At 58.1% G+C, this 26,769-nt stretch carries 22 protein-coding genes; 12 read left to right on the top strand and 10 right to left on the bottom strand.

What is annotated here, in order from left to right:
• Positions 1-3: 3 nt before the first annotated feature.
• Together ACJ8J5_RS20345 and galR are read right to left on the bottom strand one after the other, a co-directional pair.
• Complete coding sequence (locus ACJ8J5_RS20345; protein ID WP_147823276.1) at positions 4-348, bottom strand: type II toxin-antitoxin system RelE/ParE family toxin; 345 nt, start codon at positions 346-348, stop codon at positions 4-6.
• A gap of 158 nt (positions 349-506) precedes the next feature.
• The gene (gene galR, locus ACJ8J5_RS20340) at positions 507-1,526 is read right to left on the bottom strand and encodes an HTH-type transcriptional regulator GalR (RefSeq protein ID WP_028127674.1); all 1,020 of its coding nucleotides are present in this window, start codon (positions 1,524-1,526) and stop codon (positions 507-509) included.
• A 220-nt stretch (positions 1,527-1,746) separates the two neighbouring features.
• Between galR and ACJ8J5_RS20335 the strand changes: the two genes are divergently transcribed.
• On the top strand, positions 1,747-4,029 hold the full coding sequence (locus ACJ8J5_RS20335; protein WP_404758736.1) for a molybdopterin guanine dinucleotide-containing S/N-oxide reductase: 2,283 nt from the start codon (positions 1,747-1,749) through the stop codon (positions 4,027-4,029).
• Here ACJ8J5_RS20335 and ACJ8J5_RS20330 read toward each other — a convergent pair.
• From ACJ8J5_RS20330 to ACJ8J5_RS20315, 4 genes are all read right to left on the bottom strand, one after another.
• Positions 4,001-4,555, bottom strand: coding sequence for a hypothetical protein (locus ACJ8J5_RS20330; RefSeq protein WP_025304075.1), 555 nt, complete (start codon positions 4,553-4,555; stop codon positions 4,001-4,003). The two genes, ACJ8J5_RS20335 and ACJ8J5_RS20330, sit on opposite strands and share 29 nt — an antisense overlap.
• A 25-nt stretch (positions 4,556-4,580) precedes the next feature.
• Entirely contained in the window at positions 4,581-6,992 is a 2,412-nt protein-coding gene (locus tag ACJ8J5_RS20325) for a fimbria/pilus outer membrane usher protein (RefSeq protein WP_414104931.1), read from the bottom strand.
• Between the two features lie 8 nt (positions 6,993-7,000).
• Positions 7,001-7,711, bottom strand: a complete 711-nt coding sequence (locus tag ACJ8J5_RS20320) for a fimbria/pilus periplasmic chaperone (protein ID WP_025304073.1) — start codon at positions 7,709-7,711, stop codon at positions 7,001-7,003.
• A gap of 112 nt (positions 7,712-7,823) precedes the next feature.
• Positions 7,824-8,513 (bottom strand): hypothetical protein, encoded by a 690-nt coding sequence (locus ACJ8J5_RS20315; protein WP_141998876.1) that lies wholly within the window; start codon positions 8,511-8,513, stop codon positions 7,824-7,826.
• A 929-nt stretch (positions 8,514-9,442) separates the two neighbouring features.
• Between ACJ8J5_RS20315 and aas the strand changes: the two genes are divergently transcribed.
• Together aas and lplT are read left to right on the top strand one after the other, a co-directional pair.
• A complete protein-coding gene (gene aas, locus ACJ8J5_RS20310; protein ID WP_049208164.1) occupies positions 9,443-11,596 on the top strand; it encodes a bifunctional acyl-ACP--phospholipid O-acyltransferase/long-chain-fatty-acid--ACP ligase in 2,154 nt (717 codons plus the stop codon).
• Positions 11,596-12,780 carry a lysophospholipid transporter LplT gene (lplT, locus tag ACJ8J5_RS20305; protein ID WP_043139832.1) on the top strand — a complete coding sequence of 395 codons (1,185 nt, stop codon included), beginning with the start codon at positions 11,596-11,598 and terminating at the stop codon, positions 12,778-12,780. The genes aas and lplT overlap by 1 nt, the downstream gene beginning before the upstream one ends.
• A gap of 33 nt (positions 12,781-12,813) precedes the next feature.
• Here the strand turns inward: lplT and ACJ8J5_RS20300 are convergent, their stop codons facing one another.
• From ACJ8J5_RS20300 to mutH, 4 genes are all read right to left on the bottom strand, one after another.
• On the bottom strand, positions 12,814-13,854 hold the full coding sequence (locus tag ACJ8J5_RS20300; RefSeq protein WP_060435062.1) for an NADP(H)-dependent aldo-keto reductase: 1,041 nt from the start codon (positions 13,852-13,854) through the stop codon (positions 12,814-12,816).
• 205 nt (positions 13,855-14,059) lie between these two features.
• Positions 14,060-14,278: a YgdI/YgdR family lipoprotein gene (locus tag ACJ8J5_RS20295; RefSeq protein ID WP_016929923.1), complete on the bottom strand. Its 219-nt coding sequence runs from the start codon at positions 14,276-14,278 to the stop codon at positions 14,060-14,062.
• A 155-nt stretch (positions 14,279-14,433) separates the two neighbouring features.
• Positions 14,434-15,150 (bottom strand): TerC family protein, encoded by a 717-nt coding sequence (locus ACJ8J5_RS20290; RefSeq protein WP_025304068.1) that lies wholly within the window; start codon positions 15,148-15,150, stop codon positions 14,434-14,436.
• Between the two features lie 100 nt (positions 15,151-15,250).
• The gene (mutH, locus tag ACJ8J5_RS20285) at positions 15,251-15,937 is read right to left on the bottom strand and encodes a DNA mismatch repair endonuclease MutH (protein WP_149570136.1); all 687 of its coding nucleotides are present in this window, start codon (positions 15,935-15,937) and stop codon (positions 15,251-15,253) included.
• Positions 15,938-16,633: 696 nt separating this feature from the next.
• Between mutH and rppH the strand changes: the two genes are divergently transcribed.
• The 9 genes from rppH (at position 16,634) to recC (ending at position 26,760) form a co-directional block, all read left to right on the top strand.
• The gene (rppH, locus tag ACJ8J5_RS20280) at positions 16,634-17,161 is read left to right on the top strand and encodes an RNA pyrophosphohydrolase (protein WP_275095129.1); all 528 of its coding nucleotides are present in this window, start codon (positions 16,634-16,636) and stop codon (positions 17,159-17,161) included.
• Positions 17,162-17,173: 12 nt separating this feature from the next.
• Positions 17,174-19,420 (top strand): phosphoenolpyruvate--protein phosphotransferase, encoded by a 2,247-nt coding sequence (gene ptsP / locus ACJ8J5_RS20275; protein ID WP_043139841.1) that lies wholly within the window; start codon positions 17,174-17,176, stop codon positions 19,418-19,420.
• Between the two features lie 222 nt (positions 19,421-19,642).
• Positions 19,643-20,515: a prolipoprotein diacylglyceryl transferase gene (gene lgt / locus ACJ8J5_RS20270; protein ID WP_016929919.1), complete on the top strand. Its 873-nt coding sequence runs from the start codon at positions 19,643-19,645 to the stop codon at positions 20,513-20,515.
• A gap of 7 nt (positions 20,516-20,522) precedes the next feature.
• Complete coding sequence (thyA, locus tag ACJ8J5_RS20265) at positions 20,523-21,317, top strand: thymidylate synthase (protein ID WP_025304065.1); 795 nt, start codon at positions 20,523-20,525, stop codon at positions 21,315-21,317.
• Between the two features lie 174 nt (positions 21,318-21,491).
• Positions 21,492-21,995 carry a prepilin peptidase-dependent protein gene (locus ACJ8J5_RS20260; protein WP_197781384.1) on the top strand — a complete coding sequence of 168 codons (504 nt, stop codon included), beginning with the start codon at positions 21,492-21,494 and terminating at the stop codon, positions 21,993-21,995.
• Positions 21,989-22,567: a prepilin peptidase-dependent protein gene (locus tag ACJ8J5_RS20255; protein ID WP_197781382.1), complete on the top strand. Its 579-nt coding sequence runs from the start codon at positions 21,989-21,991 to the stop codon at positions 22,565-22,567. Before ACJ8J5_RS20260 ends, ACJ8J5_RS20255 begins: the two co-directional genes overlap by 7 nt.
• A complete protein-coding gene (locus ACJ8J5_RS20250) occupies positions 22,564-23,010 on the top strand; it encodes a YgdB family protein (protein ID WP_197781381.1) in 447 nt (148 codons plus the stop codon). Before ACJ8J5_RS20255 ends, ACJ8J5_RS20250 begins: the two co-directional genes overlap by 4 nt.
• Positions 23,003-23,356, top strand: a complete 354-nt coding sequence (locus ACJ8J5_RS20245; RefSeq protein ID WP_060435075.1) for a prepilin-type N-terminal cleavage/methylation domain-containing protein — start codon at positions 23,003-23,005, stop codon at positions 23,354-23,356. The genes ACJ8J5_RS20250 and ACJ8J5_RS20245 overlap by 8 nt, the downstream gene beginning before the upstream one ends.
• Positions 23,357-23,388: 32 nt before the next feature.
• The gene (gene recC, locus ACJ8J5_RS20240; protein ID WP_406903676.1) at positions 23,389-26,760 is read left to right on the top strand and encodes an exodeoxyribonuclease V subunit gamma; all 3,372 of its coding nucleotides are present in this window, start codon (positions 23,389-23,391) and stop codon (positions 26,758-26,760) included.
• Positions 26,761-26,769: the final 9 nt, after the last annotated feature.

Raw genomic sequence — 26,769 nt, 5'->3', positions numbered from 1 at the left:
GCACTACCTCCGGGTTGCCAGATAATGTGAAAACTCCATGGCGGCGATGGGCAACATGCGCTGGTAAAAGCGTTGGTCGCCAGTTTTATCGCCGCCGCACAGCAATACCGCTTGCCGCTGTGGGTCAAAGGCGAAAAACCCTCTGAAAGGGCGCCCGCGATGTTGAACGCGCAGCTCCTTCAACTGCCGGGCCGCGTCGGAAAAATGCAGCGTATCGGCGTGCGGCCGCGCCAACTGCGGGCCGAACGTCTGTAATTTGAAGATCGCCGCCAGGATGCTGGTTTGCTGGGCGTTGTTCAGCGCTAAAAACCAGTCGTCGAACCGTTCGACGGTCACCACTTGCCACATGATGCGCTCAGAATATAGCTTTTATGCTATATAGTGTAAAGGTTATTGTTCGAACAATATGCACGAACGCAGGGAGCGGAAAAAATCCAAAAGCGGGAAATGCGGCGGGCTACGCAATATGAACGCATGGGTGACTGCTCACCCATGCAGCGATGTCATTACGGCTGTTCGTGCGCGTTGTTGAGGGTGGCGACCGAGTGGCGGCGCACCAGCGTCGGGCTGAACATGTTGGTGATTTCCGGCAGCGGTTGCCGGTTGGCCAGCGCCAGGGCCAGCTCTGCCGCCTGGGTGGCCATCGCGACGATAGGGTAGCGAATGGTGGTCAGGCGTGGGCGCAGGTAGCGCGAAATCAACACGTCGTCGAAACCGATCAGCGAAATTTCCCCCGGTACGTCGACGCTGTTATCGCTCAACACCGACAGCGCGCCGGCGGCCATCGGATCGTTATAGCAGGTAATGGCGGAGAACGAACGGCCGCGGCCGAGCAACTCGGTCATCGCCTGTTCGCCGCCGATCTCGTCCGGTTCGCCATAGGCGATCAGCTTTTCATCCACCGCGATACCGTGTTCCCGCAGCGCGTCGAGATAGCCCTGCAGCCGGTCGGTGGCGTCGGAAATCTGGTGAGTGGAGCAGATGATGGCGATGCGCTGGTGCCCTTGCTGGATCAGATGACGGGTCGCCAACCAGGCGCCGTAGCGATCGTCGAGCGCCACGCAGCGTGTTTCGAAGCCCGGCAGCGTGCGGTTGATCAGCACCATGCCCGGGATCTGTTGCATCCAGCCGCAAAGTTCCTGATCGCTCAGCCTTTTGGCGTGCACCACCAGCGCTTCGCAGCGGTGCCGCACCAGCTGTTCAATCGCCTGGCGCTCTTTTTCGGCGTCGTGGTAACCGTTGCCAATCAGCAGAAAATTGTGGGTGGCATAGGCCACCTGCTCGACCGCTTTGACCATTGCGCCGAAGAAGGGATCGGAAACGTCGGAGACGATCAGGCCCAGCGTCTCGGTGGATTGCTGCGCCAGCGCCCGTGCGTTGGCGTTAGGGTGATACTGCAGTTGTTCCATGGCGGCCAGCACCGCGGTGCGCGACCCTTCGCTGGCCTTGGGGGAATTGTTTATCACGCGGGATACCGTGGCCACGGAAACACCCGCCAGCCTGGCAACATCCTTTATCGTAGCCATATCAGTCAACACATCCTGGGTAATCGCTTACATCCCCCAGTTTTGCGGAAAAAAACCGGGGCTGCAAGCGGTCTCGTGCGCAACTTGTGGCGGCCGTTGCAGAATCTCTTCGAGTCTGTACGCATAACCATCGACGACCGAACGATAGCGCAATTTGTACGTTGGCACTGGCGCCGGGCTGAGGTAACGTCTGTGCATTCCGATTTGCGCCGAGAATGCCATGTCCATTAAACGCTATCCGCAGCTCGCCCATTGGGGCGCTTATACCGCCGTGGTTGAAGACGGTCGGCTTATCCGTTGTGAACCCTTCGTCGACGATCCCGACCCTTCGCCGCTGCTCGATTCCATCGTCCCGATGGTCTACTCCGACAAACGCATTCGCAAACCGGCGGTGCGCCGCTCGTGGCTGCAAAAGCGCGAGGGCAGCGACCGTACGCTGCGCGGCAGGGAAGATTTCGTCGAGGTGGGCTGGGAGTTAGCGCTCGATTTGGTGGCGGAAGAGAATCGCCGGGTGCGCGATCGCTACGGCGCCTCCGGGCTGTTCACCGGTTCTTATGGCTGGTCGTCGGCCGGGCGGCTGCACCATGCACGCTCGCTGGTGCGGCGGTTCTACTTCGGCGGCGGCGGCGGGGTCGATCAGCAGGGCAACTACAGCTGGGGCGCGGCGCAGTTCTTTCTGCCGTATGTGATCGGCACTTTCTCGCCCTTGACCGGGCGCGTCACCAGTTGGCCGAGCGTGGTGGAGCATTGCGAGTTGTTTGTGGCGTTTGGCGGGCTGGCGCTGAAAAACGCTCAGGTTTCTTCCGGCGGCGCGGCGGAACATGCGCTCAAACCCTGGCTGCAAAAGCTGGCGCATAAGGGCACGCCGGTGATCAACATTAGCCCGATGCGCGACGACTGCCCCGCGTTCGTCAACGCGGAATGGATCCCGATCCGGCCGAATACCGACGTGGCGCTGATGCTGGCGCTGGCTTATGAAATCCAGCGGCTGGGCGCGCAGGATGAAGCCTTCCTGCACAGCCACTGCGTGGGCTATCAACAGCTGGCGGATTACCTGAACGGCGCCGGTGACGGCGTGGCGAAAACCCCCGACTGGGCCAGCGCCATTACCGGCATTCCGGCGGCGCGTATTGCGCTGCTGGCGCGGCAACTGATCGGCGTGCGCAGTTTCATCACCTGCTCCTACTCCGTGCAACGCGCACATCGGGGGGAACAACCGTACTGGATGATGATCGCGCTGTCGGCGATGCTGGGCCAGGTGGGGCTGCCGGGCGGCGGCTTCTCGTTCGGCCACGGCTCGATGAACGGCGTCGGCAACCCGCGCGTGGATACCCCCGCGCCGACCATGCCGGTAGGAGAAAACCCGGCCGGGCTGGCGATCCCGGTGGCGCGCATCTGCGACATGCTGTTGCACCCCGGCGAAGCCTATCAATTTTGCGGCGAGACGCGGCATTATCCGGATATCCATTTGGTGCACTGGGCCGGCGGCAACCCGTTCCATCATCATCAGCAGTTGAATCGGCTGGTGGAGGGGTGGCAGAAGCCGGACACGGTGATCGTTCAAGATATCTGGTGGACGGCGGCGGCCAAAATGGCGGACATCGTGCTGCCGGTCACCAGTTCGCTGGAGCGTAACGACATCGGCGGCTCGTCGCGCGATCGCTACGTGTTGGCGATGCATCAGGCCATTGCGCCGCAGCATCAGGCGCGCAACGATTTCGATATTTTCGCCGATCTGGCGGAGCGTCTCGGCTATCGTGAGCGCTTTACCGAGAATCGCGACGAGCGGGCTTGGATCGAAGCTATCTACCGGCAATGCGGCGCAGCGCAGCAGCGCGCCGGCGTCGCCTGGCCCGAGTTTGAGGATTTCTGGCGCCGGGGCTATGTCGAACTGCCCGCGCCGGCCAAAGAGTTCGTCTTTTTTGAGGCGTTCCGCGCCGATCCGCAGGCTAACCCGCTGCAAACGTCCAGCGGCAAGATAGAGCTGTTCAGCGATCGGATCGCCGGCTATCGCTACGAAGATTTCGCGCCGCATCCGCAGTGGCGGCCGCCGGTGGAGTGGCTGGGCGCGCCGCAGGCCAAAAACTGGCCGCTGCACCTGATCTCCATTCAACCGAGCGATCGCCTGCATAGCCAGATGGATCCGGCGCCGCTGGCGCAGAGCAACAAGACTGCCGGGCGCGAAACCTTGTACATGCATCCGGACGATGCGGCGCCGCGCGGCGTGGCGGACGGCGCCGAAGTGCTGGTTAGCAACGCACGCGGCAGCTGTCTGGCGGGGGTATCGCTCACCGATGGCGTGACGCGCGGCGTGGTGCTGATGGCGACCGGCGCCTGGTTCGAGCCGGGTTACGACGCGCAGCGCCGGCCGGTCGAGCAGGCGGGCAACCCGAACGTGCTGACGCTCGATATCGGCACCTCGCCGCTGACGCAGGGGCCGAACGCCATGAGCTGTCTGGTGGAGGTCAGCGCATTCACCGAACGTCGGGATCAAGATAGTTAGCGCTGACCAGCAATTGGGTCGACAGCGGGATGTTATCGCGTTGCTGTTGACGCAGTTGTGTCGCGGCCGCGGCGAAACTGGAGACTGTTAATGACAGTGTGAAGTGTTGCCCAACCTCGTTATCCGGTACAAGGATGTGTAATGCTTCCCGATCGACGGATAAACGATAGTTGGGTAGATGTCTTTGGCGTGGTTGCCCGGGGGCGAGTGAAAAGGAAAGGGGCTCACCATCATCGTTGCGTAATTCATCAACCGTGAGGCTGAGATAGCTAGAAGCATCGGTTGCGCCGCCTCCTTCTGCCAGGTTTCTATTCTCCCGCAGAGTGAACCCCTGCAACTGCACTGGCTCATCGCAAGTCAACCGATACTGCAATGGGGCGCTGTGCAGCAGAGTGGATTGCTGAGACAGTGTCCCAATATTGTGCTCCCCCAGATAAATGCTGTTTTGTGTGGTCGTTAGCGTGCAGTTAGCGTTAGCCCCAAAACTGATGGCTATGGCTGCCAACCCATAATAAATCACTTTCATGTGTTCTCCTGATATCGATGAACGTTTAGCGACACACGGCTTCGGAGTGGCTGATGCCGGCACGATTGCGGGAAGAGGTGTCGGCAGCAATTGCGAAATAACATGCCTGTCCCGACGAGTGTTTCATGCTGAAGCGTTGTGAAGACGCATCGTTCTTCGCGTGGTGCGCTTTCTGATGTTCAATGAAGGCTGCGCCCTGATCATTGGTAAAAGCGACTACTCGTTGTTGTTCATCCAAAATCATGCTGCCGATAGCGGGTTTTGTGCCGTCTGCATAGCTAATCTGGACAATGGCCCGCAATGTATTAATGGCACCGATATTGATACGTTTAACGCTGCCACGTGCCAGATTGATCTTGCGCACGCCGTTATCGATATCGGCGCCGGGGGGTAAGGTGCTGGTGTCTACGTTAATCAGACTTGGTTGATACTCACGCAGCCTTGGGATGACCGCCTTACCTTGCTTGCCATAGGTTTTCACCTTTCCGCCTGGCGTAGACACGCTGATTCCGGCGAGGCCCGGTATCGTCAAGACGCCGAAGGTATCGCCGATTTTCTGTGGTGAGAGCGTTAGCCCGCTGCTGTCTGCCACCAGGGAGCCAGAGGCACTGTAGTAAAATGCCTGCTGATTTTCTGACAGATGGCTATAGCTGCCGGAAAGCGTTGTGAACGGACTCAAATAGTTCACATTGCCTGAGTAGGTGCCGTTGTTGGATTGGGTGCCCTGTGTTGCATTGAGTCCATAAGCCAGATCGCCATTCAACGCTTGGCCGGAAAGCGAATTGCTGATGCTACGATGTCTTCCGTTGCTTATCATATTGGCGCTATAACGTCGGTTTTTTCCCAGAGGCAATGAAAGGGTGGCGAACACCCTGGTATCGTTATCGCGAACCTCGCGGCTGCGCTCTTTTTCCAGGCTAACGCCAACGGTGGCTGCGCCAAATTGACGGTTCCAGAAGGCGTAGACTCGTTGATTTTGTTGCTTATCTCCCCCTTCAACGCGTGTAACGCCTAAAGATAGATTTCCAATGTATTTATGGTGCCAGCCTAGGCCCAGGCTGTAGCTTTGACGTTGGTGTGAAGATGATGTACCGTGCGATACAGGCCAATAAGTTCCTTCGCCGTCATCTTTACGTGGAGAACGAAGCTGTGTGGGCGAACGGTATCGCTCTGACTGGATGCTGTAACCGGCGTTCAGCTTAAGGTTTTTTATCAGGGGCAATGCACTATTCAGCTGCAGCTTGGTGCCCTTTCCACTTGGCGACTGCGCCACGTGGCTCAAGGCTGTAAAACGATAATCGCTATTGGCAATGCTATAACCGGCGGCGATGCCGCGATAATCGCGGCTGAGGAAACTTCCCCCTCTCACCTGGTGGTGGTTGAGCCATGGCAAAGAGAATGAGCCAGTGATGAAAGGCATTTCTGTACTTTTTTCCAGGCTGTGAGTGCGCCCGAGAGCAAGGGAGTAACTGCCCTGGCGGGGAGTAGAGCGTCCTGAGGTCGTCAGATAAGGGACGATGAATTGTTTGCGGCTACCGTTACTTTCCGTGACGGTGACGGACAAATCGATTGCGTCGAACTGCGCAGGGATATCGGTCAGGCGGAAAGTGCCCGGCTGCACCTGCGTAGCGTAAACTAATCTGCCATTCTGAAAAATCTCAACCTTGGCTTGGCTCTCGGCGATACCTTCGACTACCGGCACATCACTGCGTTGACTCAATGACAACGACGAGTCAGGCAGCCATTGCAGGCCATCTAAGGTAATGCCGCTGTAAAGCGAATCTGATAACGTCGCTCGTCCCAAACGCATCATGGCGTCGTGATCCGTCAATGTCCGCTGCAGATAACTATTATAAGGCGTGTACCCCTGATGTCGTTCTGACTTGTTATAGGTGCCATTATGGCGAAACAGCCAATTATTGCTGTTAAAGCCGGTTTCCAACGCCGCGTAATCACTGCTGTGATTTTGGCTGTCGAATCGGCTCGCGGTATAATTCAGCATCAGGGCATGGCCGCCAAATTCATAGTCCGCCGGTTGTCGACGGATATAGCGCTCGGGCAACAGCAAAATCAATTGATTATTACCGGTTTCATTGTCGATGCGGCTGCCTTGATAACATTGGCTCATCAGCATATCTGCCTGAGTGTTGAGCTTGCAGGGGTATAACCCTAGGCTTTCTACGAGTTCAGCGTCGTATTGCCATTCGCCTTGTTTGTCTATGTTGACTTCATGTCGTCCATGATTTTGTCCGTTGACGTTGATGAATAGCGCTTGTTTTCCTGCGGGGAATTTCGCTCCAGAGGAAAAGTAATCAGCAATCTCACTGGGTAATCCAAGTGCGCGCATCATTTCAATATCGTAGTCAGCCAGGCTGGTCGAGGCATAGCCTATAGGCAGACAAAACGCCAGCAGACGTAGCGGTATATGCAATTTCAAAGGCTGCCTCACTGGATTGGGGCAAGGTTGACCGTGATATCGGGTATGGCGCGCCCCGTGTTACTGATTGGCGTGAAGTGCAAACGGGAGGGGGGGCTGGTAAGCCTATCGCTCTTACGTGTACCGATCGTTTGCCCAGGCAGCAAATAAGGTTGTTCTAAAACAAACTGCTGGTTACTGGGTTGTACGGTGATGGAAGGGGCTAACCTGATAACGTAAGGGCTGAGATTTTTGACTTGTATAGAATGCCCATTTTGTTGCCAATGTAAGGTTTGCCAGGGAGATTTGTTTTCCACCAGCGCGGAGGGTGTGGCGATAGCGACGACCCTATGCCGAGTATTCACCTTAAGCTGGTTGCTTTTTTCTCCCATATCGGGAATTTCCTGGAAATAGATATGGCGCATTTGCTGACGGGTTTTATCAAGTCCCGAGGGATCGGCAAGCATGACGCGTACCAGCTGAGATTTACCCGGATCAATACGCGCGGCTGGCGGAGAAAGAATGAATAAGGGATCTTCTCCTTGCTTGCTTAATGCATTTTTAACAACGGATGAGAATAGCAATACAGGATAATTACCGATATTATCGACTCTTACCGTTGTCTCTCCTTTCTCTTGATTGACCAAAAGGCTTATTTTTTCCAGTTTAATGGTTGCTTGACCATAAAATGGAGTAAGCAATATAAATATTGCGGTGAGATAATGGATGAGACCTTTCATTTTATTTCCTGAATAGCGGAGAATAACGAACTCTAGTCAAAGGACGTTAAGGTATTTTGCCAAACAAAGAGGCTGAAATAAGTGGGGACAGCGAAGTGTCCCCACCTGGTGATTACAGGTAGTGAACCGAAAGATTCACAGAAGCTTGCAATGCAATGCTGTCTTGCATTTGGATGCTTTTATCATCAATGTAGCTAAGCGGGGTAAGGAATGAACGGTAGTTGAATGTGCCGCTCAGGTTCTGACCGATCGCCATGTTGTCGTAATTAGCATCTGATGTGACCGCAAAGCGATTACCTGAGGCAACAGAGAAAATAGCCTGTTCGTGATCTGCACCGTCAGTTACATTGGTCAAATCAAAAATATCATCGCCTTCAGGAATCAGCGCCGCACGCACGGTTTCACCATCCATAGCGATATCTGACAGTGCAAGGCCCAGCACGGCGATATCTTTATTGCTGGCGTCTTTTGCCAGCGATGCGGTGAAGCTTCTGTCCATATATTGATAATCGGCATCGCCGCTGGCGCTGGTAACTTCAATGCCCATGCTGGTCGGTGCCGTGCAGTTTACGGTGAACGGGATGCTGCCCATGCCGTTGCCTTCCAACTGGACAGGATTTACTTTATCAAAAGCTTCGCTGGAATGGCGGCCAAGATCAATGCTATTGGTGTTGGCAGCAATACTGCAGCTGGTGTTATTGTAAATTTCTCCGGAGAAATCTACAGACGTACTGGCTGTTTTTGCGGCCAGTACGCTCGTGCACGACAGAGGTAGTAGGGCTAAAAATAAATATTTCTTCATTCAGGTTTCCTTCTGAGAATATGCCACTAAATAAATAAAAGTCGTATTGCTTGAAAATATAAAGCAAGGATGTCGCAATTTTTTACTAGCGATTCAATGCAGGGTTATTTTATTTTTCAATCTCAATTCTTGCAATATTCTGCTAAAAATTTACATCAAAATAGATTTATATTCTGATTGATTGGTTTTTATTATTCAATTTTAATTATTAATTCTGTTTGGTTGTTAGTGTATAGGTTTTATTGCTTGCGGTTTTTTTAATTATTAATAATTAATTATCCTCGGCGCGCACTTTTGCCGTGAGATCACGATAACAGCAAGGTCTGGAGGTGGCTCTGTTGTTAGCTGGCGCTTTTTGACTTTGTCTTTTTATTGTTACCGTGCTTGAAAAGCAAGAAAACGCATTGCATACGTTGATCAAAATGACACGTTGGATAGCACGTCTAACTTGGCTCTTGCGTTTGAGAATAGTTTTCGTAATTGATTTCTTTAGCGTGGATGATACAAGAGGGATTAAAGGATCTGCTTCAGTCTCGATTAGGCCGAACCCTCATGTGCTGCACTTACCTGCATATGCGCATGGTCTTTTTGCTCCCCTCACTCGCTTCCTGCGGATGACGCATCATTATTGATCTTTCCGTCGTGAGGATTATTTAAGTTTCATTGAGTTATTACAATAGAACGCGGGAAATTTACAGCTGGTTGCATTTGGAGCAGAACTCTTGCGATTCGGCGGTAGTTTCCTGCACGACATCTCTCTAGAGTAGGTGATCCCAGAGGTATTGATTGGTGAGAAATCAGCATACTCTGTATGTTGAAGCCATTTTCAATTGCACCAACCTACGCGGATGCGTAGGTTTTTTTTTGCCTGCCATATAGTATTCTTTTCCCTACAACGATTTACGCCTCCATGGCCAAGGGAGAAGGGCATGATCTTTTCACTGCTGCGCGCGCTGTTTCGCCTGTTGTTTCGGGTTCGGGTCGAAGGGGACGTCCAGCACTTCGAACGGCAAAAATTACTGATTACGCCGAACCACGTCTCTTTCCTCGACGGCGTGCTGTTGGCGCTATTCCTGCCGATAAAACCGGTGTTTGCGGTTTACGCCAGCATCGGCGAGAGCTGGTTTATGCGCTGGCTGCGGCCTTACATCGATTTTGTCTCGCTCGATCCTACCAAGCCGATGGCCATCAAGCAGCTGGTGCGGATGGTCGAACAGGGACGGCCGATCGTGGTGTTCCCTGAAGGGCGCATCACCGTGACCGGCGCGCTGATGAAAATCTACGACGGCGCGGCGTTTATCGCCGCTAAATCGGGCGCCACCGTGGTGCCGGTGCGGATCGACGGCCCCGAATTCAGCCCGTTCGGCCGTATGGCTGGGGTGTTCAAGATCCGCTGGTTCCCGCAAATCAACATTCGCATCTTGCCGCCGACCACGCTGCCGATGCCGGAGGCGCCGCGTGCGCGCGATCGCCGGGCGTTGGCGGGCGATCGGCTGATGCAGATTATGATGCGGGCGCGGATGGACACGCGCGAACCGCAGACGCTGTTCCATGCCTTGCTGGCGGCGCAGCACCGCTATGGGCGCCGAAAACCGTGTATCGAAGACATCGCTTTCAAAGAAGACAGCTACCAGACGCTGATCAAAAAATCGCTGGGTGTCAGCCGCATTCTGCAACGCTTTACCGCCGAAGGGGAACACGTCGGGCTGCTGTTGCCGAACGCCACTATCACCGCGGCGGCGATCTTCGGCGCTTCGCTGCGCAATCGCATTCCGGCGATGCTCAACTACACCGCCGGCGCCAAGGGCCTGAACAGCGCGATGACGGCCGCCGGTATCAAGACCATCGTCACCTCGCGCCAGTTTCTGGAGAAGGGCAAGCTGACCCACCTGCCGGAACAGGTGCCGCAGGCTAACTGGGTATATCTGGAAGATCTGAAAGACACTGTCACGCTGGCGGATAAGCTGTGGATCCTGCGTCACTTGCTGCAGCCGCAACGCGCGGCGTTGCCGCAACGCCCGGAGGACGCGGCGCTGATCCTGTTCACGTCTGGATCTGAAGGCCACCCCAAGGGCGTGGTGCATTCGCACGCCAGTCTGCTGGCCAACGTAGAACAAATCCGCACCATCGCCGATTTCACGCCGCGCGACCGCTTCATGTCGTCGCTGCCGCTGTTCCACTCGTTCGGCCTGACGGTGGGGCTGCTGACGCCGCTGATCACCGGCAGCCGCATTTTCCTCTACCCCAGCCCGCTGCACTATCGCGTGGTGCCGGAGCTGGTGTATGACCGTAACTGCACGGTGCTGTTCGGCACGGCGACCTTCCTTAACAACTATGCGCGCTTCGCGCATCCGTATGATTTTGCCCGCCTGCGCTATGTCGTGGCCGGCGCGGAGAAACTGGCGGACAGCACCAAACAGATCTATCAGGACAAATACGGCATCCGCATTCTGGAAGGCTATGGCGTGACCGAGTGCGCGCCGGTGGTCTCGATCAATGTGCCGCTGGCGACCAAGGTGGGCACCGTCGGCCGCATCATGCCGCAGATGGAGGCGCGCCTGATCGCGGTGCCGGGTATTGATAACGGGGGCCGTCTGCAGCTGAGGGGGCCGAATATCATGAAAGGCTATCTGCGGGTTGAGCGCCCCGGCGAACTGGAGCCGCCGGCGGCGGAAGATGCGAATGGTGTACTGCAGCCGGGCTGGTATGACACCGGTGATATCGTCAGCCTGGATGAGCAGGGTTACTGCACCATTCGCGGCCGCGTGAAACGCTTCGCCAAGCTGGCGGGTGAGATGGTGTCGCTGGAGAGCGTCGAACTGCTGGCGCAACGGCTGTCGCCGGAAAAACTGCATGCCGCCACGGTCAAAGGCGACAGCAGCAAGGGGGAGGCGTTGGTGCTGTTCACCACCGATCCCGCTATTACCCGCGAGGCATTGCTGCGGGTGGCGCGCGAACTGGGCAGCCCGGAGCTGGCGGTGCCGCGCGATATTCGCCTGCTGAAAACGCTGCCGGTGCTCGGCAGCGGCAAACCCGATTTCGTCACCCTGCGTCATATGGCCGAACAGCCGGAGAGTGCCTGATGAATCCTTCGACCGAGTCCCCTTTGTTGTCACGCGGCATGATCGCGGTGATCAGCGCACAGTTCCTCTCGGCGTTCGGCGACAATGCGTTGCTGTTCGCCACGCTGGCGTTGATCAAGCAGCAGCTGTATCCAGACTGGAGCCAGCCGATCCTGCAGATGGCCTTTGTCGCCACCTATATCATTCTGGCTCCATTCGTCGGGCAGATCGCCGACAGCTTTGCCAAAGGGCGGGTGATGATGTTCGCCAACGCCCTAAAATTGGCGGGAGCGTTGGTGATCTGTTTTGGGGGGAACCCGTTCCTGGGTTACAGCCTGGTCGGCGTGGGGGCCGCCGCATATTCACCGGCCAAATACGGCATTCTGGGCGAGATCACCAGCGGCGAGAAACTGGTCAAGGCTAACGGCCTGATCGAGGCCTCGACCATCGCGGCCATTCTGACCGGTTCGGTGGCCGGCGGTATTCTGGCGGACTGGCATGTGGTCGCGGCGCTGGCGGCCTGCGCCTTGGTTTACGCGGGGGCCGTGGTCGCCAACCTGTATATTCCGCGTCTGGCGGCGGCGCGCCCGGGGGCTTCATGGCGGCCGCGGGCCATGACGAACAGTTTCTTTACCGCCTGCGTTACGCTGTGGCGCGATGGGCAGACGCGTTTCTCCCTGATCGGCACCAGCCTGTTTTGGGGGGCCGGCGTGACGCTGCGTTTTCTGCTGGTGCTATGGGTGCCGGTGGCGCTGGGTATCGCCGATAACGCCACGCCGACGCTGCTGAACGCCATGGTGGCCGTCGGCATCGTGGTGGGCGCGGGTGCCGCCGCGCGCTTCGTCACGCTGAAGACGGTGAAACGCTGTATGCCGGCCGGGATCCTGATCGGCGTCGCGGTCGCGGTATTTGCGCTGCAAACGACCATGCTCAATGCCTACGTCTTGCTGGCGATCATCGGCATGCTGGGAGGCTTCTTCGTCGTACCGCTCAATGCGTTGCTGCAGGAGCGGGGCAAACATTCGGTCGGCGCCGGCAATGCGATCGCGGTGCAAAACCTGGGTGAAAACGCCGCCATGTTGCTGATGCTGGGCCTGTATTCTTTGGTCGTGAAGCTGGGCGTGCCGGTAGTGGGCGTCGGCGTAGGGTTTGGCGTGGTGTTTGCGCTGGCGATTTGCGCGTTGTGGTGGTCGCAGCGGCGGTGAAACGGGGCGCAGCCTGGCTGCGCCCTCAGGGTATTAAGGTGCCGGAATGGTAAACCGGGTGTGGATTTCTTCGAGCGCCTGCAGCACGTCCTCATCCAGAATCACGTCGAGGCTGTCGAGGTTGATTTTCAACTGCTCCACCGAGGTGGCGCCCAACAGGGTGCTGGCGACGAACGGCTGTTGACGCACGAAGGCCAGCGCCATCTGCGAAGGGTCCAGCCCGTGTTTTTTGGCCAGCGCCACGTATTCGGCGATCGCCAGCTGGGTTTGCTGCCCTGAATAACGATTGAAGCGGGTGAACAGCGTATTGCGCGCACCGGCCGGTTTAGCGCCGTTGAGGTATTTACCGCTCAGCGTACCGAACGCCAGGCTGGAATAGGCCAGCAGTTCTACCCCTTCGTGCTGGCTGATTTCGGCCAGGCCAATCTCAAAGCTGCGGTTCAGCAGGCTGTACGGGTTTTGGATCGACACGATGCGCGGCAGCTCGTGTTTCTCCGCCAGCTGCAGATAGCGCATCACGCCCCAGGGCGTTTCGTTGGAGACCCCGATATAGCGAATTTTACCGGCGCGCACCTGCTCGGTCAGCGCCTCCAGGGTTTCCAGCAGCGTGACCGTGGCTTTGTCATCGGTATATTGATAGTTGAGTTTGCCAAAGCAGTTGGTGGCGCGCTGCGGCCAGTGCAATTGGTAAAGATCGAGATAATCGGTGTTCAGCCGCTTGAGGCTGGCGTCCAGCGCGGCGCGGATGTTTTTGCGATCGAGCGCCTGCTGCGGGCGGATGCTGCTGTCAGTGCCGCGCACCGGGCCCGAGACTTTGCTGGCCAGGACGATTTTTTCGCGATTGCCGCGCGCTTTGATCCAACTGCCGATATAGCTCTCGGTCAGGCCCTGGGTTTCCGGGCGGGGCGGCACCGGATACAGTTCGGCGGTGTCTATCAGGTTCACGCCTGCGGCCAATGCATAGTCCAGTTGCGCATGGGCGTCGGCTTCGCTGTTCTGTTCGCCAAAGGTCATGGTGCCCAGTCCCAGCACGCTCACTTCTAAAGAACTGTGGGGAATACGGTGGTATTGCATTAACGGCCTTCCTTTCTTGTTAGCGCTGACGGGCCGTGCGGCCCGGTGAAACAGGAGCCCAATTCAGAAGACGGCGCAAAGTCCGTCGGGCGGCGATGTCGCCTTTCCTGACTATAACCAAGCGGTGAAGATGGGGGAAGCGGATTCCGTGCGGACACGAATGAGGGCTACCGCGCTCGAGCGGGCGATAGCCGGCGAGCGGTGATTAGCGTTCGATAACCTGGGAAACCTGGTCGCCGTTGATCTGGCGGTGGTTGCCTTTCTCATCTTTATAACTGATGAGTCCGGTGTCTGTGTCGATCTCTGGTTTGCCTTGCGTCAGGATCATGTTGCCGTCTTTGGTCGCCATGACGTAGTCGCTGGAACATCCCGCCAAACCGGCGGCCATCACCAGCGCAGACACTGCCATTACCCACTTTTTCATCCTGCGGATCCTCGATTATGCAGAAAACAATGTTCTTTCAAGATTAGCAAACTCTTGGCCGGGGGCGTCTCAGATAAGTCTTTATCTGATAAGAAAAAGTGAAATGAGGGGGCAACGAAACGGCGGAAGCCGCCTATGGCGGCCTCCGCGTAGGGTTATTCCGGCGAACGGTTTTTCTTGCTGCGCATCAGATTGAGCGCCTCTACCGACATGGAGAAGAACATGGCGAAGTAGATGTAGCCTTTCGGCACGTGCACCTGGAAGCTTTCCAGCATCAGCGTGAAGCCCACCAGGATCAGGAACGCCAGCGCCAGCATTTTTACCGACGGATGGCGATTGACGAATTCGCCGATCGGCCGGGCGGCGAACATCATCACGCCGACGGCGATCACCACCGCCGCCATCATGATGAACAGATGGTCGGAGAGGCCCACGGCGGTAATCACCGAGTCCAGACTGAAGATGATATCCAACAGCATGATTTGCACGATCGCGCCGAAGAAGCTGTGCACCTTGGTGTGGTGCTCTTCTTCCGACCCCTCGATGGTTTCGTGGATCTCTTTGCTGGCTTTCCAGATCAGGAACAATCCCCCCAGCAGCAGGATCAAATCGCGGGCGGAAATAGAGTGATCCAGCACGGTGAACAGCGGGTGCGTCAAGCGGATCACCCAGGCTATGGAGGCCAACAGCGCCAGACGCATAATCATGGCGGCGGCCAGCCCGAGCCGGCGAGCTTTGTTCTGTTGCGCTTTGGGCAGCTTGGCCACCACCAGCGACAGAAAAATGATGTTATCAATACCCAGTACGATCTCAAGAATGGTTAGCGTACCTAACGCTAACCAGGCATTGGGATCCATAATCCATTCGAACATTGCCCGACACACCTTAATACTAAATAAATGCAAAGTGTGAATTATACGCGTTTATCGCGGCGCTGACAGGGCTAGCTAAACCAGAGTTAAACGAAATCGCCTAGATTGAGAAATGTCTTGCCAGCAGCGCGCCGGTAAAACCCTTTTTCAGATAGAAACCGCGCGGCAGCGTCATGATAGGTTGCCCCTGTTCGCCGATGGCTTCGGTGAGCGCCTTGTTGTTGGCCGCTTTGGGGCGCAGTTGCAGCACTTCGCCGTGGCGCGCGGTGATGCGTTCTACGTGACCGAGCACGATCAGATCCATCAGTTCTTCCCAATCGCGGCGCAACCTCTCTTCTTCTGCCGCGCTCGGGCTCCACAGCAGCGGCGAGCCGACGCGGCGTTCGGCCAGCGGGATCTGCCGTTCGCCTTCTACCGGTATCCACAAGACGCGCGCCAACTTGTGGCGAACGTGGCTGCTGGCCCAGGTGACGCCGCTGTTGCCGGTGAGCGGGGCGACGCAGACAAACGTGGTTTCCAGCGGTTTGCCGGCGGCGTCGACAGGAATGGTTTTCAGCTCAATGCCCAGTTCGGGAAAGTCCTGCTCCGGTTTGCTGCCGGCCATGGCGCCGAGGTACAGCTCCAGCAGCATGCCCACCCAGCCCTTATCGCGTTTCAGATCCTTGGGGATCGGCAACTGCGCGCGGGCGGCCAGCTCGCCAAAGCTGGCGCCGGCCAGCGCCTGAGCGCGCTCGAACAGCTGCCGTTCATTTTCCGGCGGGGGCGGCAAAGGGGATAAAAATGCCATAAATCAAGCCTGTCGAATTTGGTTGAAAAATGTACTGTAATTATACACGGCGAGCGATAACCGCTGTCGCCTGGGGAAAAGAATAATAGTAGCATGATTTTACATGACTTTTTTTCTTTCCTTACGTGGTCGACAATACACTCACGGGGCTTGTTCACCTGAAGCCACCGACAATAAACAGGATCTTACACCTATTTATCCACAGATTTATGGGATAACCCAAATTTTTGCCGATCACTGGTTCAATTTACAGCCTTGACTCAGGCGGTTTTTTACGAATTTGTCCGTTTTGTGCGTAACTTGCCCGCATAATCTGTGGATAAAAACGGCGTTGGTGGATCTTTCGCCAGGGTAAGATCCTTACCGTGCATAGATCACATTTTTGACCTGTTCATCATTGCGTGTTGTCGTTTAATTATATGTTTTTAAGGTAAATATGTGTTTTTCGGTATGAGGGGATATTTGAGGGTGTGAGAGTTTTACCGGCTTATCCCTCGAGTTCTGCACACACCTATCCACAGAAAAAGTGAATAAAACCGGCTTAAAAGGCTGGGGTATGTTTATAACTTTGCCTATATCTGTGAGTTATCCCAATGTTATCCGGCCCGCAGCACCGTAAAGCAGTGGTTTACCGCCTGTAGCTTGTGTGAAACAATCAGGACATCTATGCGAATTTAAGCTTATCGAGGTAGTCCGGTGATCGATGATGATGGCTACCGCCCGAATGTTGGTATCGTAATCTGTAATCGTCAGGGGCAGGTCTTATGGGCCCGCCGTTACGGTCAGCACTCCTGGCAGTTTCCCCAAGGTGGGATTAACCCTGGCGAAACTGCGGAGCAGGCGATGTACCGTGAGCTGTTCGAAGAAGTGGGGCTGAGTAAAAAGGATGTGCGCATCCTGGCTTCGACCCGCAACTGGTTGCGCTATAAATTGCCGAAACGTTTGGTGCGTTGGGACACAAAGCCGGTTTGTATCGGCCAAAAGCAAAAATGGTTTTTGTTGCAGCTACTGTGCAATGACGCTGATATCAATATGCAGCGCAGCAGCACGCCGGAGTTCGACGGTTGGCGCTGGGTGAGCTTCTGGTATCCGGTGCGCCAGGTGGTGTCGTTCAAACGCGACGTTTACCGCCGGGTGATGAAAGAATTCGCCGTGACCGTGATGCCGATGCAAGAGCAGGCGCCGCCGCGGCAGGCCCCCGCTTATCGCCGAAAGAGAGGTTAAGTTAAGCCGACTATGCTCACGCGCTTGCGAGAAATTGTAGAGAAGGTGGCCGCGGCGGCCAGTCTGACGGATGCGCTGGATCTGCTGGTCAATGAAACCTGTCTGGCGATGGACACCGAAGTGTGTTCCATCTACCTGGCGGACAACGATCGCCGCTGCTACTACCTGATGGCCACGCGCGGTCTGAAAAAGCCGCGCGGGCGCACTATCGCATTGGCGTTTGACGAGGGCGTCGTCGGGTTGGTCGGCCGCCGGGCCGAGCCTATCAACCTGGCCGATGCTCAAAGCCATCCCAGTTTCAAATATGTCCCTCAGGTGAAAGAGGATCGTTTCCGATCCTTCCTCGGGGTGCCAATCATTCACCGGCGCCAGCTGTTGGGCGTGCTGGTGGTGCAGCAGCGTGAGCTGCGCCAGTTCGACGAAAGCGAAGAGTCTTTCATGGTCACCCTGGCCACGCAGATGGCCGGGATCCTGTCACAGTCGCAGCTTAACGCCATTTTCGGCCAGTATCGCCAAACGCGCGTGCGCGCGCTGGCGGCCTCGCCCGGCGTGGCGGTGGCGGAAGGGTGGCAGGACAGCAGCCAGCCTTCGCTCGATCAGGTTTACCGCGCGTCGACGCTGGACACCGCCAGCGAGCGCGAGCGCCTGACGTTGGCGCTGGAAGAGGCCGGCGCGGAATTTCGTCGCTTCAGCAAGCGTTTTGCCGCCAGCTCGCAAAAAGAGAGCGCGGCGATCTTCGATCTTTATTCTCACCTGCTAAACGATGCCCGCCTCAAGCGCGAATTGTTCGCCGAAATTGATAACGGCTCGGTGGCGGAATGGGCGGTGAAGCAGGTGATAGAAGCCTTTGCCGAACAGTTCGCCAAACTGCAGGACACCTATATGCGCGAGCGCGGCAGCGACCTGCGCGCGCTGGGCCAGCGCCTGCTGTTCCACCTCGACGACACCACTCAGGGCGCCACCCAGTGGCCGGCGCGTTTTGTGCTGGTGGCGGATGAACTGACCGCGACATTGCTGGCCGAAGTGCCGCAGGATCGCCTGGTCGGCGTGGTGGTGCGCGACGGCGCCGCCAACTCGCATGCGGCGATTTTGGTACGGGCGATGGGCGTGCCGACGGTGATGGGCGCCGACATCCAGCCTTCTCTGCTCAGCCAGCGGCTGCTGATCGTTGATGGGTATCGCGGCGAACTGCTGGTCGATCCTGAGCCGGTGCTGGTGCAGGAATACCAACGGCTGATCAGCGAAGAACAGGAACTGAGCAAGCTGGCGGAAGACGACGTCGAACAGCCGGCGCAGTTGAAAAGCGGCGAACGCGTTCAGGTGATGTTGAACGCCGGCCTCAGCCCGGAACATGAACAGCTGTTGGGCGGCCGGGTGGACGGCGTGGGATTGTACCGCACTGAAATTCCGTTCATGTTGCAAAGCGGTTTCCCTTCCGAAGAAGAACAGGTCGCGCAGTATCAAGGTATGTTGCAGCTTTACCCCAACAAACCGGTCACGTTGCGCACGCTAGACATCGGCGCCGACAAGCAACTGCCCTACATGCCGATCAGCGAAGAAAATCCCTGCCTGGGCTGGCGCGGCATTCGCATCACTCTGGACCAGCCGGAGATCTTTTTGATACAGGTGCGCGCCATGCTGCGCGCCAATGCCGGCACCGGCAACCTGGGCATTTTGCTGCCGATGGTCACCAGCCTGGAAGAGGTCGATGAGGCCAAGCGCCTGATTGACCGCGCCGGGCGCGAGGTGGAAGAGGTGCTTGGCTACGCGATCCCGAAACCGAAAATCGGCGTGATGCTGGAAGTGCCGTCGATGATTTTCCTGATCCCGCATTTGGCCGGGCGCGTCGACTTCATCTCGGTAGGCACCAACGATTTGACCCAGTACCTGCTGGCGGTGGATCGCAACAACACGCGGGTAGCCTCGCTGTACGACAGCCTGCATCCCGCGATGCTGCAGGTGCTGAAGCTGATCGCCGAACAGGGGAAAGCGGCCGGGCTGCAGCTTAGCCTGTGCGGTGAACTGGCCGGCGATCCGATGGGCGCGCTGTTGCTGGTGGGCATGGGCTATCGCAATCTGAGCATGAACGGCCGCAGCGTGGCGCGCATCAAATACCTGCTGCGACATATCGACCTTGCCGACGCGGAAGTGTTGGCGCTCCGGGTGTTGAACACCCAAATGACCACGGAAGTGCGCCATTTGGTGGCGGCGTTTATGGAGCGACGCGGCATGGGCGGGTTGATTCGCGGCGGCAGATAATCGCCGCGCGATGTGATTTTTTTACAGAACTTTTCCCGCGCTGCCGGCCCGGACCACGCTAAGCCTATGTTATGATGCGCAACCTCAGCGCGACGCATGTTCGTCGTCTTGCAAACCGCAGCGGCCAATGCTGCCGTTTGCAAGGCGCGAGGTAATGTCCGTCGCCGTTTGGCACCTGCCGCCCCCGCATGGGGAAAAATAACAGACATGTTGTGGTGATAGATGAGCAATAGCTATCTGGCGTTTCCTAAATTTGATCCGGTCATTTTCTCCATTGGCCCGGTTTCTTTGCATTGGTACGGCCTGATGTATCTGGTCGGCTTCGTTTTTGCCATGTGGCTGGCGGTGCGCCGCGCCAACAAGCCGGGCAGCGGCTGGACCAAAGACGAAGTGGAAAACCTGCTCTACGCCGGTTTCCTGGGCGTATTCGTCGGCGGCCGCGTGGGCTATGTGCTGTTCTACAACCTGCCGTTGTTCCTGGATAACCCGCTCTATCTGTTCAAGGTCTGGGATGGCGGCATGTCGTTCCACGGCGGTTTGATGGGGGTGATTCTGGTGATGTTCTGGTTCGCTCGTCGTACCAAACGCACCTTCTTCCAGGTTTCCGATTTTATCGCGCCATTGATCCCGTTCGGTTTGGGCGCCGGCCGCCTCGGCAACTTCATCAACGGTGAACTGTGGGGCCGCGTGACTACCGACACCCCTTGGGCGATGCTTTTCCCAAGCTCGCGCAGCGAAGACGTGGCCCTCGCCGCCGCCGATCCTTCTCTGCTGCCGCTGCTGAACCAGTACGGCGTGCTGCCGCGTCACCCGTCCCAGCTGTATGAACTGCTGCTGGAAGGCGTGGTGCTGTTTATCATTCTGAACCTGTTCATCCGCAAGCCGCGGCCGATGGGTGCCGTATCGGGCCTGTTCCTGATCGGTTATGGCGCATTCCGCATTATCGTCGAAGCGTTCCGCCAGCCGGATGCCCAGCTTGGCCTGTTCGACGGCGTGATCAGCATGGGGCAGATCCTGTCCATCCCGATGGTGGTGGCCGGTATTATTATGATGATTTGGGCGTACCGTCGTCGCCCGCAGCAACAACTGTCGTGAGGGACAAATGAAACAGTATCTGGATTTGATGAACAAGGTGCTCGCCGAGGGCACTCCTAAAGCCGACCGTACCGGCACTGGCACGTTGTCGATTTTCGGCCACCAGATGCGTTTCAATTTGCAGGATGGCTTTCCGTTGGTGACCACGAAAAAATGTCACCTGCGTTCGATCATTCATGAGCTGTTGTGGTTCCTGAACGGCGATACCAACACCGCCTACCTGCGTGACAACAAGGTCACCATTTGGGACGAGTGGGCCGATGAAAACGGCGATCTCGGCCCGGTGTACGGCAAGCAGTGGCGCGCCTGGGGGGCGGCGGATGGTCGTCAGATCGATCAGCTGAGCAACGTGCTCCAACAGCTGAAGCAGGATCCGGATTCGCGCCGCATCATCGTTTCCGCCTGGAACGTCGGTGAGCTGGACCAGATGGCGCTGGCGCCGTGCCACGCGTTCTTCCAGTTCTACGTGGCGGACGGCAAGCTCTCTTGCCAGCTGTACCAGCGTTCCTGCGACGTGTTCCTGGGCCTGCCGTTCAACATCGCCAGCTATGCGCTGTTGGTGCACATGATGGCGCAGCAGTGCGATCTGGAAGTGGGTGATTTCGTCTGGACCGGTGGTGATACCCACCTGTACAGCAACCACATGGAACAGACGCGGCTGCAGCTGACGCGTGAACCACGTCCGTTGCCGAAACTGGTGATCAAACGCAAGCCGGCTTCGCTGTTCGATTACCGTTTCGAAGACTTCGAGATCGAAGGTTACGATCCGCATCCGGCCATCAAGGCGCCGGTCGCGATCTGACCTTAACCGCATCACACCAGGGGCGCAGCGATTGCGCCCCTTTTTTTATCCTCATTGCGCACTGCGCCGCATTTTTTTGTCGTCGCCTGTCGTCGTAAAGAAAACATTGCGCAACTTGCCGCAGCGCTTGCGCATGCGCCTTTACCGCGTTGTTACGGCCATTACACTGGCGGCATGAACGACAAGACTCTCTCGAACATTGATGACCGCCAGCGTGGCATGACGCTGATTGAGCTGTTGGCGGCGATATTGATCGCCGGCATGCTTACCGGCTGGGGCGTCGGGCAATGGCGCTATCATCAGCAAGCGCTGCGGCTGGAACACACGGCCCAACAGCTGCTGGCGTTTTTGCTGCGACTGCAGGCGGACGCCAACTGGCACAACCGCCCGGCGCTGCTGTGGTTCAAGAACGGCACGCCCTGGTGTCTGGGCGGTGGCGTGCCGCCGCCGGATTGCGGTTCAGCCGAAGGCTCCGTTTTTTTGCCGTTTTATCGTGACGTTGCGCTGAGCGGTTATACCGACAAAGAAATCGGGTTTTACGGTTTGCGCAATACTGCGCAGGCGGGGCATATCCAGCTCAGCAATGAGGCAGGCGGCCTGCAGCTAGTGCTGTCTGCCCGAGGGCGGCTGCGTTTATGCAGCGAAGGGCTCCGGATAAGAGGGATCGCGCCATGCTGACTGTCGAACGCGGTTTTACTCTGCCGGAGGTCATGTTGGCGCTAGTGTTCGGCAGCGTGATCGCGCTTGGCGCGGCAAAAACTTACCCGCTGTTACGCCAGCAGAACGTGGCCGTCGGTCAGCACTTTCGGCTGGAGTCAACGCTGCGACAGCTGGCGTTCGGCATTGAGAAAGATCTGCGCCGCGCCGGTTTTTGCGCCGGACAGTGCGCAGGCCGTCCGTTGCTGATCGGCCAGGCATCGGGAGAAGCGGCGGGCAGCTGCGTTATCGTCGCTTACGACATCACCCGCAGCGGGCAATGGCCCACTTCGGGCGAGGATGCAGGCTATTTCGGTTATCGGCTGCGCAATGGCGGCTTGGAAGGGCAGCGCGGCGTAAGCCAATGCGATGGCGGCGGCTGGGAGCGGCTGCTCGATCATGACGAAGTGCGCATTGAGCGGTTTCATGTGGCGATAGAGCGGGGGGAGCATGGCGGGGCCTTGGCCCGCCTGACGCTCGTGGGGCGCTCTGTCGCAGATGCGCGTATCGTACGCAGTCTGAGCGGGAGCGTCGAAATGGCGGCGCTGCCATGAAGCGGCGCACCCAGCGAGGCGGTAGCACCCTGGCGGCGGTGATGTTGCTGCTGGCGCTGGGGCTGATGTTGCTCAATGCTCAGCATCGGCAATTGGATAACGCGCTGTTACTGGCCGCCGATCAGCAGCGTTACCTTCAGGCTTACAATCAGGCCGCTTCGGCGCTGAGTTGGGGGATGAGCCAGCGTTGGCCGCGCGTCGAGCTGAGTGCAGCGGCCTGGCTATGCAGGCAGCGCGTGGAATTGACGGCCTGCGCCCGGCTGTCTGCCAGAGCGGGGGTGGTGACGGTACGCGGCCTTGGTGAGATGCGCGGGGGGGAGCCGCTTTGGCTGTATCAATGGGGCGTGTTTGACGATGCAGAGGCTGCTGGCAAGGTGCAAGCGCAGCCAGGGGGGCGGTTGGATTTTTGCCCCGAGAAAAGGCTGGCTGACTGCGATGGCTAACGCTCGCGCAGGGCGGCTATCCCGCAACGGCTTCAGCCTACCGGAGGTATTGGTGGCAGCCTTGCTGTTCTCGGTGTCGCTGCTTGGCTTGTTACAGTATCATCAGGTGCTGTTGCAGTCGTTTCAGCGCCAGTGGCACTACCGGCAAGCCTGGGCGCTGGCGCACCAGCAGTTGGAAACGTTCGCTGTCACCGGGCGGCTCGATGCCGAACCACCGCCGGAAGGCTGGCGACGTGAGGCGGCGCTTGACGATGCGGAGAGTGATTGCCGTCGATTGACGGTCAGGGTTCAAACGCCGCAGCGGCAGTGGGCAACGCTGAGCCGTTGGTATTGCACCCGTTTTTGAGCCGGTATGTTTTTTGTTTTAAAGGAGCGTTCATGTTCACGGTTTATCATTCCAATCAGCTGGATTTATTGAAGACGCTGACCAGCGCGCTGATAGCCAGAGATCCGTTGGCCGATCCTTTTCAACAGGAAGTGGTGCTGGTGCAGAGCCCCGGGATGGCGCAATGGCTGCAGATGCAGCTGGCGGAACAGTTCGGCATCGCCGCCAATGTCGCGTTTCCGCTGCCGGCGACCTTTATTTGGGACATGTTCACCCGGGTGCTGCCGGATATCCCGAAAGAGAGCGCCTTCAGCAAGGACGCCATGACCTGGAAGCTGATGTGGTTGCTGCCGGAGATGCTGACCCAACCGGCGTTTGCGCCGCTGCAGCACTATCTGACCGATGACGGCGACAAGCGAAAAATTCATCAGTTGGCCGGCCGGGTCGCCGACCTGTTCGACCAATACTTGGTTTATCGCCCGCAGTGGCTGGAGAGTTGGCAGCGCGGTGAGCGCATCGACGGTCTGGCGGAGGCTCAGCAATGGCAGGCGCCGCTCTGGGCGCGGTTGGTAGAGTACACGCGCGAACTGGGGCAGCCGGAATGGCACCGCGCTAATCTGTACAGCCGCTTTATCCACGCGCTGGAGCAGGCAACAACGTGCCCGCCCGGTTTGCCGCCGCGGGTGTTTATCTGCGGCATCTCGGCGTTGCCGCCGGTCTATTTGGAGGCGCTGCAGGCGCTGGGGCGGCATATCGATATCCACCTGATGTTCACCAACCCCTGTCGTTATTACTGGGGCGACATTCAGGATTACGCTTTCCTGGCCCGCTTGCAGAGCCGCAAGCGTCGTCATTACCATCAGGCGCGTGAGCAAGGGCTGTTTCGCGAGCCGGCCGACGCGGCGCGCCTGTTTGACGCCGAAGGTCAGCAGCAGCTCAGCAACCCGCTGCTGGCCTCCTGGGGCAAGCTGGGGCGCGATCATCTCTATCTGCTGTCGCAGATGGAAGGGGCGCAAGAGGTCGACGCCTTTGTCGATATCCCGGCGGATACCATGCTGCACGCCGTTCAGCGCGACATGCTGGAGTTGGAAGATCATGCGGTGATCGGTATTACCGCGGAAACGCTGGAAAGCAGCGTCAGCAAACGCCCGCTTGATGAGAATGACCGCTCCCTCAGCCTGCACGCCTGCCACAGCCCACAGCGGGAAGTGGAGGTGCTGCACGATCAACTGCTGACCATGCTGGCGCAGGATCCGTCGTTGACACCGCGCGACATCATCGTGATGGTAGCGGATATCGACAGCTACACGCCTTATATTCAGGCTGTGTTCGGCAACGCCCCCGCCGAGCGCTACCTGCCGTTCGCCATTTCTGACCGTAAAGCGCGGCAGGCGCATCCGGCGCTGCAGGCGTTCATTTCACTGCTCGATTTGCCGCAAAGCCGCTTTACCTCGGAACAGGTGCTGGCGCTGCTGGAGGTGCCTGCCCTGGCTACCCGTTTCGCCATCGGCGAAGAGGGGCTGCGCCTGCTGCGTCACTGGGTTGGTGAATCCGGCGTTCGCTGGGGCCTGGACGACGATAACGTGCGCGAACTGGATCTGCCCGCCACTGGCCAGCATACCTGGCGCTTCGGCATTACGCGCATGCTGCTCGGCTACGCGATGGACAGCAATGCCGGCGATTGGCAGGGCATTTTACCTTACGACGAATCGAGCGGGTTGGCCGCCGAGTTGGCGGGGCAGTTGGCAGACCTGCTGGCGCAGCTCAGCCACTGGCGGCAAGTCTTGAGCGAAGCGCGCCCGCTCGAGGCGTGGCTGCCGTTGTGCCGGCAACTGCTGGATGCCTTCTTCGCCGCGGATAGTGACACTGAAGTCGTGCTGGCGCTGATCGAACAGCAGTGGCAGCAGGCCATCAATTTTGGCCTGGCGGCGCGCTATCCCGACGAGGTGCCGTTGACCATTCTGCGTGACGATCTGGCGGCGCGCCTCGATCAGGAACGCATCAGTCAGCGCTTCCTCGCCGGGCAAATCAACTTCTGTACGCTGATGCCGATGCGTTCCATTCCGTTCAAGGTGGTGTGCCTGCTGGGCATGAACGACGGCGTGTATCCGCGCACGCTGCCGCCGCTGGGGTTCGATCTGATGGCGCAGCAGGTCAAACGTGGCGACCGTAGCCGTCGCGATGACGACCGCTATCTGTTCCTGGAAGCGATTTTGTCCGCTCAGCAGCGGCTGTATATCAGCTTCATCGGCCGTTCCATTCAGGACAACAGCCCGCGCTATCCTTCGGTGCTGGTCACCGAGCTGCTGGAGTACCTGGAGCAAAGCTATTGTCTGCCGGGAGACGAGGAACTTAGTGCAGACGACAGCGCCCGCCGAGTGGGCGAGCACTTGCTGAAGTGGCATGCGCGCATGCCGTTCGCCGCCGAGAATTTCTTGCCGGGCTCGGAGGCGCAAAGCTATGCCGCCGAGTGGCTGCCCGCCGCCGATGGTCGCGGTGCGGCGCATCCGGCGTTCAACCAGCCGCTGCCCGCCGAAGCGCTGCAGCAAATAGCGTTGGATGAGCTGCTGCGGTTTTATCGCCATCCGATTCGTGCCTTCTTCCAGCTGCGCTTGGGCGTCAGTTTTATCCTGGAAGAGACCGAGTTGCCGGACGAAGAACCCTTCACGCTGGATAACCTCAGCCGTTACCAGTTCAACAGTCAACTGCTGAATACGCTTATCGACGGCGACGATCCCGAGCGGCTATTCCAGCGGGTGCGCGCCGCCGGTGGGTTGCCCTATGGCGCCTTCGGCGAAATTTATTGGCAAAAGCAGCAGGAAGAAATGAGCGAACTGGCCGAGCAGGTGCGTGCGGAACGGGCGCAGAGCCATAGCCTGGAGCTGGATATCGATATCGCCGGCGTGCGCCTCAGTGGCTGGCTGCACCAGGTGCAGGATGACGGCCTGTTGCGCTGGCGGCCCGCTACGCTGTCGGCGGTGGACGGCATATTGTTGTGGCTGGAGCACCTGGTGTATTGCTGTGCCGGCGGCACCGGCGAGAGCCGCATGTATGGCCGCAAGAACTCCGCCTGGCGCTTTGCCGCGCTGGCGCCAGAAGAGGCGCAGGCACAGTTGGCGGAGCTGCTGGCGGGCTATCAACGCGGTCTGTGTGAGCCGCTGCTGTTGCTGAACAAGAGCGGCTGGGCGTGGCTGAGCCAGTGCTATCTGCCGGAAACGCAGCAAATCGACTGGGAGGAAGACGCGCAAATTAAGGCCCGCGCCAAATTGCTGCAGGCCTGGCAGGGCGATCAGCGCATTCCCGGAGAAGGGGAAGATCCCTACGTGCAGCGAGTATTCCGCCAATTGGATAATGAATACTTGGCGCAAATTCTGGCCGAAACAGAGCGTTATCTGCTGCCGGTGGCGCGGCATAACCTGGGGTAACAATCCCCC

This window comes from Serratia sp. CY43202, from assembly GCF_052168755.1.
In the GTDB taxonomy this organism is placed as follows: domain Bacteria; phylum Pseudomonadota; class Gammaproteobacteria; order Enterobacterales; family Enterobacteriaceae; genus Serratia; species Serratia bockelmannii.
The sequence above is the reverse complement of the archived record's forward strand: the minus strand, read 5'-3'. Positions and strand labels throughout refer to the sequence as shown.

Coding starts and splice junctions, on each gene's coding strand:
- galR (WP_028127674.1), bottom strand. CDS start 1,526: ATGGCTACGATAAAGGATGTTGCCAGGCTGGCGGGTGTTTCCGTGGCC.
- ACJ8J5_RS20320 (WP_025304073.1), bottom strand. CDS start 7,711: ATGAAAGGTCTCATCCATTATCTCACCGCAATATTTATATTGCTTACT.
- recC (WP_406903676.1), top strand. CDS start 23,389: ATGTTCACGGTTTATCATTCCAATCAGCTGGATTTATTGAAGACGCTG.
- mutH (WP_149570136.1), bottom strand. CDS start 15,937: ATGGCATTTTTATCCCCTTTGCCGCCCCCGCCGGAAAATGAACGGCAG.
- ACJ8J5_RS20295 (WP_016929923.1), bottom strand. CDS start 14,278: ATGAAAAAGTGGGTAATGGCAGTGTCTGCGCTGGTGATGGCCGCCGGT.
- lplT (WP_043139832.1), top strand. CDS start 11,596: ATGAATCCTTCGACCGAGTCCCCTTTGTTGTCACGCGGCATGATCGCG.
- lgt (WP_016929919.1), top strand. CDS start 19,643: ATGAGCAATAGCTATCTGGCGTTTCCTAAATTTGATCCGGTCATTTTC.
- ACJ8J5_RS20245 (WP_060435075.1), top strand. CDS start 23,003: ATGGCTAACGCTCGCGCAGGGCGGCTATCCCGCAACGGCTTCAGCCTA.
- ACJ8J5_RS20315 (WP_141998876.1), bottom strand. CDS start 8,513: ATGAAGAAATATTTATTTTTAGCCCTACTACCTCTGTCGTGCACGAGC.
- thyA (WP_025304065.1), top strand. CDS start 20,523: ATGAAACAGTATCTGGATTTGATGAACAAGGTGCTCGCCGAGGGCACT.
- ACJ8J5_RS20250 (WP_197781381.1), top strand. CDS start 22,564: ATGAAGCGGCGCACCCAGCGAGGCGGTAGCACCCTGGCGGCGGTGATG.
- ACJ8J5_RS20260 (WP_197781384.1), top strand. CDS start 21,492: ATGAACGACAAGACTCTCTCGAACATTGATGACCGCCAGCGTGGCATG.
- ACJ8J5_RS20330 (WP_025304075.1), bottom strand. CDS start 4,555: ATGAAAGTGATTTATTATGGGTTGGCAGCCATAGCCATCAGTTTTGGG.
- ACJ8J5_RS20300 (WP_060435062.1), bottom strand. CDS start 13,854: ATGCAATACCACCGTATTCCCCACAGTTCTTTAGAAGTGAGCGTGCTG.
- ACJ8J5_RS20290 (WP_025304068.1), bottom strand. CDS start 15,150: ATGTTCGAATGGATTATGGATCCCAATGCCTGGTTAGCGTTAGGTACG.
- ACJ8J5_RS20345 (WP_147823276.1), bottom strand. CDS start 348: ATGTGGCAAGTGGTGACCGTCGAACGGTTCGACGACTGGTTTTTAGCG.
- ACJ8J5_RS20255 (WP_197781382.1), top strand. CDS start 21,989: ATGCTGACTGTCGAACGCGGTTTTACTCTGCCGGAGGTCATGTTGGCG.
- aas (WP_049208164.1), top strand. CDS start 9,443: ATGATCTTTTCACTGCTGCGCGCGCTGTTTCGCCTGTTGTTTCGGGTT.
- ptsP (WP_043139841.1), top strand. CDS start 17,174: ATGCTCACGCGCTTGCGAGAAATTGTAGAGAAGGTGGCCGCGGCGGCC.
- ACJ8J5_RS20335 (WP_404758736.1), top strand. CDS start 1,747: ATGTCCATTAAACGCTATCCGCAGCTCGCCCATTGGGGCGCTTATACC.